This window comes from Streptomyces sp. NPDC111656 (genome assembly GCF_055656965.1).
Genome location: NZ_JBVKCA010000009.1, coordinates 173397 through 185457, shown reverse-complemented (window position 1 = coordinate 185457; position 12061 = coordinate 173397). Strand labels below are relative to the sequence as shown.

8 protein-coding genes are annotated in these 12061 nt (G+C 69.8%); 6 read left to right on the top strand and 2 right to left on the bottom strand.

Annotated elements, in window-relative coordinates; genetic code table 11:
- Window positions 1–366: 366 nt before the first annotated feature.
- Complete coding sequence (locus ACZ7M3_RS26730) at window positions 367–1374, bottom strand: hydroxyacid dehydrogenase (protein ID WP_472066463.1); 1008 nt, start codon at window positions 1372–1374, stop codon at window positions 367–369.
- A gap of 14 nt (window positions 1375–1388) precedes the next feature.
- Complete coding sequence (locus tag ACZ7M3_RS26725) at window positions 1389–2693, bottom strand: nuclease/transposase family protein (protein WP_472066197.1); 1305 nt, start codon at window positions 2691–2693, stop codon at window positions 1389–1391.
- A 334-nt stretch (window positions 2694–3027) separates the two neighbouring features.
- On the opposite strand from ACZ7M3_RS26725, the gene ACZ7M3_RS26720 reads away from it, so the two are divergent.
- The 6 genes from ACZ7M3_RS26720 to ACZ7M3_RS26695 all read left to right on the top strand — a co-directional run bounded on the left by ACZ7M3_RS26720 (window position 3028) and on the right by ACZ7M3_RS26695 (window position 12024).
- A complete protein-coding gene (locus ACZ7M3_RS26720; RefSeq protein ID WP_472066195.1) occupies window positions 3028–4278 on the top strand; it encodes an FAD-binding protein in 1251 nt (416 codons plus the stop codon).
- A gap of 244 nt (window positions 4279–4522) precedes the next feature.
- Window positions 4523–5758 carry an ROK family transcriptional regulator gene (locus ACZ7M3_RS26715; RefSeq protein WP_472066461.1) on the top strand — a complete coding sequence of 412 codons (1236 nt, stop codon included), beginning with the start codon at window positions 4523–4525 and terminating at the stop codon, window positions 5756–5758.
- Window positions 5759–5978: 220 nt separating this feature from the next.
- Window positions 5979–7241, top strand: a complete 1263-nt coding sequence (locus tag ACZ7M3_RS26710; RefSeq protein WP_472066193.1) for an ABC transporter substrate-binding protein — start codon at window positions 5979–5981, stop codon at window positions 7239–7241.
- 32 nt (window positions 7242–7273) lie between these two features.
- Entirely contained in the window at window positions 7274–8236 is a 963-nt protein-coding gene (locus ACZ7M3_RS26705; RefSeq protein WP_472066191.1) for a carbohydrate ABC transporter permease, read from the top strand.
- Window positions 8233–9114: a carbohydrate ABC transporter permease gene (locus ACZ7M3_RS26700; protein ID WP_472066189.1), complete on the top strand. Its 882-nt coding sequence runs from the start codon at window positions 8233–8235 to the stop codon at window positions 9112–9114. Before ACZ7M3_RS26705 ends, ACZ7M3_RS26700 begins: the two co-directional genes overlap by 4 nt.
- A gap of 42 nt (window positions 9115–9156) precedes the next feature.
- Window positions 9157–12024 carry a glycoside hydrolase family 2 TIM barrel-domain containing protein gene (locus ACZ7M3_RS26695; RefSeq protein WP_472066187.1) on the top strand — a complete coding sequence of 956 codons (2868 nt, stop codon included), beginning with the start codon at window positions 9157–9159 and terminating at the stop codon, window positions 12022–12024.
- Window positions 12025–12061: the final 37 nt, after the last annotated feature.

The following is a 12061-nucleotide window of genomic DNA, read 5'->3' as shown; positions in this document are numbered from 1 at the left end:
AGAGCCCGTCCGAGGACGAGCCCGAGAGCGGGCTCGGGGCGGAGCCCCGAGTTGAGGTCGGGGGCGCAGCCCCGAGAACAGGCCCGGAGCGCAGCCCCCGGCGGGGTCCCACGAGCGGAGCCCCGGGCGGGGTTGGGGGTGAAGCCCCGAACGAGGTCCCACGGGCACAGCCCCAACGGGGGGCCGGGGGCGCAGCCCCAACCGGGGGCCGCGGGCGCAGCCCCGAGCGGGGGCCGGGGGCGCAGCCCCCGGGGGATGGGACGGGTAGGGGCGGCGGGGGCGAGGAAAACCCGGCGTCCACGTCACACCCCGTTCCAACACCCCCGCGTCCACGTCACACCCCGTTCCAACACCCCCACACCCACGTCACGCCCCCCGTTCCAACACCCCCACATCCACCCCGAACTCCACCCCCTCCCCCGCAACAACCCGCTCCGCCTCCGAGAGAACCGTCAGACCCAGCCGAGTGAGCTCGTTGCCCTGGGAGCCGGCGAGGTGGGGGGTGATGAAGGCGTTGGGGAGGTCGTAGAGGGGGGAGTCGGCCGGCAGCGGCTCGGGGTCGGTGACGTCGAGGATCGCGCTCACCCGCTCGGCCCGCAACGCGTCGATCAGCGCGTCGTGGTCGACGAGCGAACCCCGCGCGGTGTTGATGAGAACCGACCCGGCCGGCATCAGACCGAGTTCACGGCGACCGATCAGGTGCCGGGTCTCGGGGGTCTGAGGGGCGTGGACGGTGACGATGTCGCTGGTGGCGAGCAGGTCGTCGAGCGGGAGGAGAGGGACCCCCAGCTCGGCCGCCGCGCCCTCGTCGACGTACGGGTCGGTGAGGCTCACCCTCAGATCGAAGGGACGCACCAGTTCGATCACACGGCGGCCGATACGGGACGCTCCCACGACACCCACACGGCGGCCGTAGTTGCCGATGCCGGGAACGAGAGCCCACCCGGGCAGAGAGCGCCGCGCACGCAACCGGTCGCGTTGCGCGAAGAGGTCCTTGCCGGCGAGAAGGATCATGGCGAGGGTGTATTCGGCGACGGGCAGCGCGTTGGCGACGGCGGCCGAGGACACCACGAGGCCGCGGTCCCAGACCGCCGGGGTGGTGAAGCCCTTCACCGAGCCCGCGGAGTGCAGCACGGCACGCAGTTTCGGCGCTGCGTCCAGCGTGACCGCATCCAGCCGCGGGCAGCCCCAGCCGGTGATCAGGATCTCGGTCCCGGCGAGCGCCTCGCGGACACGAGGCCCCGAGAAGTCCTCGGCCACCAGCGCGGGATCGATGTCCACGACCTCACGCAGTCGGGCCATCACCTCGGGCGGAAAGATCTGCGGCACGTTCTCGGCGGACATGGCGAACATCGCCACGGGACGCTCGGGCAAGGAGTCAACCATTCCTAAAGACTGAGCGGGAGTGAGTCCTGTTGCCAAGACCCGTGCTCAGCCGCGTGCCCCGGACGGTGTTGGGCACACTGGTCCCCCGCGTTCGCTCCGCGTCCGGGCGGCACGGATCGGGTCCGTGGTCCGGGAATGCGGGGGCGGGTTCCCTCACGCCCAGAGACCTCCGGTCGGGCCTGGGCGGTCCGATGCCTCGCACGATCGCTCTGGTCGTGCGAGGGCGGTGCCATCCGTCGCCGGATCGGGTGTCCCTGGGCGCGTCTTCCGATCGCCACCGCTGCCGCGTCGTGGCGAGTCGTCTTACGGTTGCTGCTGGTGAGTGGCTTCTGCCAGTGCTGGGCGCCCCAGCGGCTGGTGTAGGCGGGGTCCACGGCGATGATGGCGATGCCGGTCTGGTCGGCCATGGAGGTCAGCCGGGTGCGGAGCCTGCCGGTGGGCATGCCGGAGATGACCTGCCGGAACCGTTTCCTGCGGCCGTGTTTTTCGCGGGTCTTGTCCGCGGCGAAGTCCAGGTCCTCGATGGCGATCGCCTTCACGCCGCAGGTCCTGGTCCAGTGCAGCAGCCGGGTGAGGGCGTGGCGGACCTGGGCATCGCGGTGCTGTGCGTGGCCGGTCAGGTCGTAGAAGAAGCGGCGCGGGGTGCCGGTCGGGTTGCCGTGGACGTCCAAGCGCCAGGCGGCGAGGTGGTCGGCGTTCATGTCCACACCGATCACGCCGTCGGCGAGCGCGGCATGGATGGGGATGGTCGGGATGAGTGGGATCTGCCAGGAGGCGGTCAGGTACCAGCGGTCCCGGCCCACGTCCAGATGGATGCGGTAGGCGACCGCCCGGTTGGCCTCGACGCGGTCGGCCCACTCAATGCCCCGGTGCGGGAACATGACGCGGCAGGCGAGGACGTACCGGCCGTGCCCGGCGTTCGCCAGATGCGCGAGCGGCGCGGGCAGCTTGATACTCACCTCGCCCTCGGGACTGACGCGGATCGTCTCGTTGCCGTACCGCTTCCCGGACTCGCCATCCGCCTGGCAGAACCACCGTTCAGCCTCCCAGAGTTCACGCCACTGCGCCTCGGTGAGGCGGGCGGCATCCAGGTGATGCCGGGTGCGGGCCAGGTACTTGCCGCCGCGTACGACGTGCACGAGCCCCGCCTCACGGTCGGCCCGCTCGGCGGCCAGCCGGTCTTCCAGCACCTGCAGGCGACGTGCCTTGGCATGCCACTCCCGCTTCGACCGGTAACCCCCGGGCGCCTTCTTGGAGGCCTTCTGCCCGCACCCGAAGATCCCGTCACCGCATCCAACGAGCACCACCCGCAAAGGTCACCCATTCGACACAAGAACACCGGTTCCCTCCAGGCACGTGACGCGACACCTCCCACCGGCACTCGCTCCCGCTCACCACAACGTGCTCGAGTGCACTCCAGCGACAGCAGCTACCCTCCGGCTCGGTGACTACGGACGCGGCAACAGCAAGCGCTCTCCACCGTAATCGTCGGGTGTCGCCGCGCGACAGAGGCCGTGGGTGGGACCGCCACGATGAGCGTGGCCAGGGCCGGAACACCGGACCGACGGACTCCCGAGGTAGTTTCCAGCAGTGGCCACCGCACGGCCGCGCACGGCAACCCCCCGGGGAGGAACGACAGGGATGACAGAAACCCTGACCAACTGGGCCGGCAACATCACGTACACCGCCAAGGAACTGCACCGCCCGCACACGCACGACGCCCTCGCGGCGCTCGTCGCGGAGAGCGCACGCGTCCGTGTCCTCGGCAGCGGGCACTCGTTCAACGAGATCGCCGAGCCCGGCGACGACGGCGTACTGGTCTCGCTCACCGCGCTGCCCCCGACCGTGGACGTCGACTCGACCGCCCGTACGGTACGGGTCGCGGGCGGCGTCCGGTACGCCGAACTGGCCCGCCGGGTGCACGAGTACGGGTTCGCCCTGCACAACATGGCCTCCCTCCCGCACATCTCCGTCGCGGGCTCCGTGGCGACCGGCACCCATGGCTCGGGCGTCACCAACGGTTCCCTCGCCTCCGCCGTGCGCGAGGTCGAGATCGTCACGGCGGACGGCTCGACCGTCACGATCGGCCGCGACGACACACGCTTCGACGGTGCCGTGACCTCCCTCGGCGCACTCGGTGTCGTCACCGCCCTCACCCTCGACGTGGAACCGGACTTCGAGGTGAGCCAGCACGTCTTCACCGAACTTCCCCTCGCCGGGCTCGACTTCGAGACGGTGGCGGCGACGGCGTACAGCGTGAGTCTCTTCACCGACTGGGGGCGTCCGGGCTTCCGGCAGGTGTGGCTCAAGCGCCGCACCGACCAGCCGCTGCCCGACTTCCCCTGGGCCGCGCCCGCCACCGAGGCGATGCACCCCGTGCCGGGCATGCCCGCGGAGAACTGCACCCAGCAGTTCGGGGTGCCAGGACCGTGGCACGAGCGGCTGCCGCACTTCCGGGCGGAGTTCACCCCGAGCAGCGGGGCCGAGCTGCAGTCCGAGTACCTGCTGCCGCGCCCGCACGCGCTCGAGGCGCTGCACGTCCTCGACGCGATCCGCGAGCACATCGCACCGCTGCTCCAGATCTGCGAGGTGCGCACCGTGGCGGCCGACCGGCAGTGGCTGAGCCCCGCGTACGGCCGGGACACCGTGGCCCTGCACTTCACCTGGGTCGAGGACACGGCGGCCGTCCTGCCGGTGGTGCGTCGGGTCGAGGAGGCGTTGGAGCCGTTCGACCCCCGACCGCACTGGGGCAAGGTGTTCACCACGCCCGGGGAGGTGCTGCGCGGGCGCTACCCGCGACTGGACGACTTCAGGGCCCTGGCCGAAACCATGGACCCGGCGGGCACGTTCACCAACACCTTCGTGCGGGACTTTGTTCACCCCCTTTCCTAACCCCTTGTCGAACGTCCCCGCCAGGCCATAGCCTTGCGCCGCGCCGGGACCGCCCAGGTCCTGTCCGGCGGATCAGGTCGCAGGAAACGGGCGGTGCCTCATCGACGCCGGCGAGTGGGGCTTGGTGCGTGCAGCTGCAAGGCGGCGGGGGGCGTCGACGCGATGGGGGTCACGTCTGCGGCATGATCCGCCGGACAGGCCCTAGCCCCGCTGTGCGGTACGGAGGACCGAGGTGGCAAAGCAGGTGAAGCGGACATCGCGTGACATCCGCACCGCGAACCGCTACGAGGTGCTGCGTCAGATCATCGCCGCGTCCCCCACCTCACGGCAGGAGTTGGCGGCGGCCACCGGGCTGAGCCTGGCCACGGTCGCCACGCTCGTCGGTGAACTGCTCGACCTCGGAATGCTGACCGAGGTCGGGTTCGAGGACTCCGCGGGGGGCCGCCCCCGGGGACTCGTGGCCGTCAACGCGTCGGGGGGCGCGTTGATCGGCGTCGACATCGCGGAGACGTACGTCCGCGTGGAGCTGTTCGACCTCGCGCTGAACGTGCTCGCCCGCGCCACCGAGGACATGCGCCCCGGCGAGAGCAGCCCGGAGCAGGTCGTCGGGCATGTCGCCGCGGCCGTCGGCTCGGTGGTCGCGCAGGCCGGGGTCGAGGGCGCGCGCGTCCTGGGCGTCGGGGTCAGCGTGCCGGGCCAGGTGGACCGCGACACCGGCATCTCCGAATACGCGCCGAACTGGGACTGGCACGACGTGCCGCTGCTCGACCTGCTGGCCGAGCACATCGCCTACCCCCTCCACCTCGACAACCCGCTGCGCGCCTGCGCGGTCGCCGAGCTGTGGTTCGGCGCGGCCCGCGGTCGCGGGGACGCCGTCGTCGTCAACCTGGGCACGGGGGTCGGTGCCGGGCTCGCGCTCGGCGGCGGGCTGCACCGCGGGGTGAGCAACAGCGCGGGCGAGTGGGGGCATACGACACTGGTCCTCGACGGGCGGCCGTGCCACTGCGGCAACCACGGCTGCGTGGAGACATACGTCGGGGCGCCCGGGATCATGCGGAACCTGCGGGAGTCGAGCCCGCGGAGCCCGCTGCTGCATCCCGACGACCAGACCGCCACCATCGACGCCCTGTCCCGTGGGGTCGCCGCCGGCGACCCGGTGGCGCTCCAGGTCGTCCGGGACACCGCCCGCTATCTCGGCGCGAGCATCGCGGACCTGATCAACCTCCTCAACCCCGAAGTCGTCGTGCTCAGCAGCTGGGTGGCCGCCACGCTCGGCGAGCCGCTGCTGCGCGAGGTGCGCGAGGCCGTCGCCCGGCACGCGCTGCGGCGGCCGTTGGCCGCCACCGAGATCGTGCTCTCCCCCATCCCCACCGACCCGGTCTGCCTGGGCGCCGCGACCTTCGCCCTGGAGGGTGCCCTGAACCCGGTGGGCCAGAAGCCCGCCGGCGGCAGAACCGTCCCGCGCCGCACCGCCCTCTAGAGGACCGTCCCCCGCCACACCGCCCTCGGGAGGACCGTGGGCCGCCGGGCCTGCGGTCCGCCAACTCGCCCCGCCCACGCCCCTGTTCGATCGGCCGAACCGCAGACAACGCTTCGAACAGACTTCGTCCAACCCCTTGCCGAAGCCTTAACCGAAGGTTAGCGTCCCGCACCGCACAGCGATTTCGAGCCGCAGCCGTACAAGAGACAAGGACGTCACCATGTCGGCAATGAGCAGCAACTGGGACCGTCGATCCGTCCTGCGAGCCGCCGCGGGGCTGGCCGCGCTGGGGCCGCTGGCCGCGTGCGGAAGCAACAACGGACGTTCCGGGGGCGGGAGTTCGGGCAAGTCCGTCAAGCAGTACTTCCACGCGTACGGGGAGGCCGGCGTCGAGGACGCCCTCAAGCGGTACGCGAAGGGCTACGACAAGGCCGCGGTGAACACGCAGTGGATCACCAGCGCGGACTACGAGAGCAAGCTCTTCTCCGCGCTGCTCACCGACAACGCCCCCGACGTGTTCGAGTTCCACCCGCAGATCCAGCTCATCAAGAGCGGTCAGGTGGCGGACCTGAGCGACATCATCGATCCGGTCAAGTCCGACTTCAACCCGGCCGACATCGCCTCGCACACGGTGGACGGGAAGATATACGGCGTCCGGATGATCGACGACCCGCAGTTCTTCTTCTACCGCAAGTCCGTGCTGGAGAAGGCGAAGATCCAGCCGCCGACCACCCTCGACGAGCTGATCGAGGCCGCGGCGAAGCTCACCACCGGCAAGGTCAAGGGCCTGTTCATCGGCAACGACCTGCACGCGGTCATCAGCCCGATGATCTGGTCGGCCGGCGCCGACACTCTCGACGCGAAGAACCAGATCGCGTACCACACGGAGGGTGTCAAGGAGGGCATCAAGAAGATGCGCCAGCTGTTCACCAGCGGCCATCTGCTCCTGGACGCCCCGACCGACTACTGGGACCCCTCCGCGATCGTGCAGGGTCTGACCCCCATCCAGTTCTGCGGTATGTGGGCCATGCCGGTCATGCAGAAGGCGCTCGGCGACGACCTCGGGATCTTCCCCTTCCCGAAGGTCACGGACTCCGGCAAGCAGTCGGTCTACAACGGCGGCTGGTCGATGTTCGTCAACGCCAAGGGCAAGAACGCCGACGTGGCCAAGGAGTACGTGAAGTGGCTGTGGATCGAGCAGAAGAAGTACCAGGAGGACTTCGCGCTCTCGTACGGCTTCCACATCCCGCCGCGCACCTCGATCGCCGCGTCCGCCACGAAGCTCAAGACCGGCCTGCCCGCCGAGGGCGTCAAGCTCTTCAACGACTTCGGGCACTTCGACAACATCGGCTGGACCCAGGCCATGATCACCGCACTGGAGGACGTCTTCGCCAACAGCGTCCGCAAGAACGGTGACCCGGAGGCCGAGCTCTCCAAGGCCGACGTCACCGTCAACCGCGAGCTCAAGAAGCTCTTCGGATAGGCCGGGACGGAGACCGACGGACGGGTTTCGACATGTCGACCACCACCACGCGCGGTGTCGCGCACCCCGCCTCGGCCAAGGCCTCACCGGCCAGGCCGCGGCGGGGGCTGCGGGGCAGCAGCACCTTCAACTTCTGGCTCTTCACGAGCCCTTTCCTCATCGGCCTGACGGTCTTCGTCTATGTGCCGATCGGCTGGAGCCTCTGGCTGAGCTTCTTCGAGGCGCGCTTCACGGTGACGCCGAGCAAGTTCGTCGGTTTCGACAACTACTGGCAGATGCTGCAGGACAGCAAATTCACCGGTTCGCTCGTCACCTTCACCGTGTTCGCCGCCTTCATCGTGCCCGCCACCTGGGCGCTGTCGCTGGGTCTCGCCCTGCTGGTGAACCGGCTGCGTTTCATGAGGGCGTTCTTCCGGTCCGTCTTCTTCCTGCCGACCGCGTGCAGTTATGTCGCCGCCGCGCTGATCTGGAAGATGTCGATGTTCAGCGGGGTCCGCTTCGGCCTGATGAACACGATCCTCGGCTGGTTCGGCGTCGAGAACATCGCCTGGCTCGCCAACCCCGATCCGCCCTGGTACTGGCTGGTCATCGTGACGCTCCGGCTGTGGCTGCAGGCCGGTTTCTACATGATCCTGTTCCTCGCGGCGCTGCAGAACATCCCGCCCGAGCTGTACGAGGCCGCCGCCATCGACGGCGCCAAGCCCGGCTGGCAGACCTTCCGTCACATCACCCTGCCGCAGCTGCGGGCCACCTCGACCGCGGTGATCCTGCTGCTGGTCATCGCCGCCTACCAGGCCTTCGACGAGTTCTACAACCTGCTGGCGAAGACGACCTGGGGCCGGCCGCCGCTCGTCGAGCTGTACTACACCGCGCTCGGCGAGAGCCAGGACTACGGCGAGGGCAGCGCGGGCGCGGTGATCCTCACCCTGCTGATCCTCATCGTGACACTGGCGCAGGGCAAGTTCCTGGGCTTCGGAAGGGGTGACGACAAGTGACCACCACAGTGCCTCCGGTCGCTCCGGTCGACAAGCCACGCCGTATCAAGCGCGGCAGCGTCATCGGCAACACCGGCCTGTACGTCTCCATCGGCGTCGCCGCCGTGCTCTTCCTGGTCCCCTTCTATCTGATCGTCCGCAACGCGCTGTCGACGGACCCCGAAATCACCGGCGAGAACTGGAAGTTCTTCCCCACGAACCCCCAGTGGAGCAACTTCACCGAGCTGTTCCACGACACGACGGTCGACTTCGGCCGTTCCCTGTTCAACTCCGCGGTCGTGGCCGTCCTGATCACGGTGGGCACCCTGCTGGTCTGCTCGCTCGCCGGCTACGGCCTGGCCCGTATCCCGTACAAGCACGCCAACAAGATCTTCTACATGGTCCTGGGGACCCTGATGGTGCCGCCCGCCGTCACCTTCGTGCCGAGCTTCGTGCTGGTCTCCTCGCTGGGCTGGGTGGACAGTTACCGGGGTCTCGTCATTCCGGTGCTCTTCAGTGGTTTCGCCTGCTTCCTCTTCCGGCAGTACTTCCTGGGGTTCCCCAAGGAGTTGGAGGAGGCGGCGCGCGTGGACGGGCTCGGCTACTGGGGCGCGTACTGGCGCATCGTCGTACCGAACTCCCTGAACTTCTTCGCCGCGATCGCGACCATCACCTTCATCAGCGGCTGGAACGCCTTCCTGTGGCCGCTGGTCATCGGCCAGGACCCGAGCGCCTGGACGGTGCAGATCGCGCTCTCCTCGTACATGACCAACCAGGTCGTCAACTTCCATCTGATCTTCATGGCGACCGCCGTTTCCATCCTGCCCCTGGTGTTCGTGTTCCTCTTCCTCCAGCGCTGGCTGGTGCAAGGGGTCGCGCAGACGGGCATCAAGGGCTGATCGACAGGCTCAACGGGCCCCAAGGGACGATCTAGGAGACCGATGTCTTTCCGCACGACTTCCGCCATTGACTACGTCGAGGACGTCTCGCCGGGCAGTGGGGCGCTCCCGCCACGCGCCCGGTACGCGTCCTCGGACGCGCGGTCCTTGTCACTGAACGGCAGTTGGCGCTTCCGTCTGTCCCCCACCGCCGATGCCGAGGACGACTCGTTCGCGACGGAGGGGTTCGATGCCGGGGACTGGGCCGAGGTGTCCGTCCCCGGCCACTGGGTCCTCCAGGGGCACGGCTCACCGATCTACACCAACCACCTCTACCCGTTCCCGGTCGACCCGCCGCGCGTGCCGACCGGGAACCCGACCGGCGATCATCTGCACACCTTCGACCTGCCGTCCGACTGGCCCTCGGACGGCGGGGCGGTGCTGCGCTTCGACGGGGTCGAGTCCTGCGCCCGGGTCTGGCTGAACGGCACCGACATCGGGGAGTTCAAGGGGTCGCGGCTGCCGCACGAGTTCGCGGTCGGCCGGCTGCTCAAGCCGGGCGGCAATGTGCTGGCGGTCCGTGTCCACCAGTGGTCGGCGGGCTCGTACCTGGAGGACCAGGACCAGTGGTGGCTGCCGGGCATCTTCCGGGACGTCACGCTCCTGCACCGCCCGGCGGGCTGCGTGCTCGACTTCTTCGTGCACGCCTCCTACGACCACGTCGAAGGCCTCGGGACCCTGCGCGTCGACTCCGACGTCGACGGCCGGGTCACCGTGCCCGCCCTCGACATCGATGTCGCGACCGGCGAGTCGGTCACCGTCCCCGTGCGGCCGTGGACGGCCGAGACACCCCGGCTGTACGACGGTGTGCTCGCGACCGAGGGCGAACGCGTCGCGCTGCGCGTCGGCTTCCGCACGGTCGCCCTGGAGGACGGCCTGATCAAGGTCAACGGCACGCCCCTCCTCTTCAAGGGCGTCAACCGGCACGAATGGCACCCGGAGCGGGGCCGCGCCCTGGACCTGGAGACCATGCGCGAGGACGTGCTGCTGATGAAGCGGCACAACATCAACGCGGTGCGCACCTCGCACTATCCGCCGCACCCCGCCTTCCTCGAACTGTGCGACGAGTACGGCCTGTGGGTCGTCGACGAGTGCGACCTCGAGACGCACGGATTCACCGAGCAGGCCTGGCGCGACAACCCCGTCGACGACGACCGCTGGACCCCGGCCCTGCTCGACCGGGCGGCCCGCATGGTCGAGCGCGACAAGAACCACCCCTCCGTCGTCGTCTGGTCCCTCGGCAACGAGGCCGGCACCGGGCGCGGGCTGACCGCCATGGCCGAGTGGATCCGCGGCCGGGACGGCTCACGGCTCATCCACTACGAGGGTGACATCGGCTGCCGTGACACGGACGTCTACTCGCGGATGTACGCCGACCACGCCGAGGTCGAGAGGATAGGCCGCGGCCTTGACGGCGGCACCCACAGGCGCCGCGGACTCCCCTTCATCCTCTGCGAGTACGGGCACGCCATGGGCAACGGTCCCGGCGGGATCGCGGACTACCAGCACCTGTTCGAGTCGTACGACCGCATCCAGGGCGGCTTCATCTGGGAGTGGATCGACCACGGCATCAAGGACGAGCGGTACGGGTTCGCGTACGGCGGCGACTTCGGCGAGGAACTGCACGACGGGAACTTCGTCTGCGACGGGCTGCTCTTCCCCGACCGGACCCCGTCCCCGGGGCTGATCGAGTACAAGAAGGTGATCGAGCCGGTCCGGATCGTCGGCGACGGCGCGGACGGGACCGTGCGCGTCACCAACGGCTACGACTTCGCGGATCTGTCCGCGCTGGCCTTCGAGTGGTCCTACCAGGTCGACGGCGAGACCGTCGAGGCGGGCGTGCTGCCGGTGCCGGAGCTCGCCCCGGGCGAATCCGCGGACGTGAAGCTGCCGGACCCGCCGGCCGACCCACGAAGCGGGGAGACCCAGTGGACGGTACGGGCGACGCTCGCGGCCGACACCGCGTGGGGGCCGAAGGACCACCTGGTGGCCTGGGCCCAGTTCCCGCTCTCGGCGAGGCCCTTGACCGCCGTGGTGCAGAGCGACGGTCCGGTCCTCGGCGAGGGGCAGATCACCCTGGGCCCGGCGGCCTTCGACGCCCGTACGGGCGCGCTGCGGTCGATCGGCGGGGTCGATGTCAGGGGGCTGCGTCTGGACGTGTGGCGCGCGCCGACCGACAACGACAACGGGGCGGCCTGGCAGCCGGATCAGCGCTACGGCCCGCTCTGGCGGGAGCTCGGCCTGCACCGGATGCAACACCGGCTGGAGTCGGTGGAGTTGGGCGACGACGCGCTGACCGTACGGACCCGGGTGGCGCCCGCCGCCCGCGAGGTGGCCCTGCGCACGGTCTACCGGTGGACGTCCGACGGCACACGGCTGCGGCTGACCGTGTCCGTGGCACCCGAGGGCGACTGGAGGCTGCCGCTGCCCCGGCTCGGGATCCGGCTGGGGCTCGCGGGCTCGGTGGACGGGGCGAGGTGGTTCGGCGGCGGCCCCGGCGAGGCCTACCCGGACACCAAGTCCGCCTCCATGGTGGGGCGTTGGGAGTCGACCATCGACGGACTCCAGACGCCGTACGTCCGTCCGCAGGAGAACGGCGCTCGGGCCGACGTCCGCTGGGTGGAGATCGGCGGGCTGCGGGTCGAGGGCGAGCCGGAGTTCTGGTTCACCGCGCGCCGCTGGACGTCGGAGCAGCTCGACGCTGCCGAGCATCCGACCGATCTGTTGGCCGGTGACACGGTCTGGGTCAATCTCGACCACGGGCAGCAGGGCATCGGCTCGCAGTCGTGCGGTCCGGGCGCGCTTGAGCAGTACCAACTGCGGCCCGCTCCCGCCGAATTCACGTTCCACTTCTCGGAGATCCATGGCTGACACCCTCACGAGGACCGCGGCCGGTCGGCACGGGGGT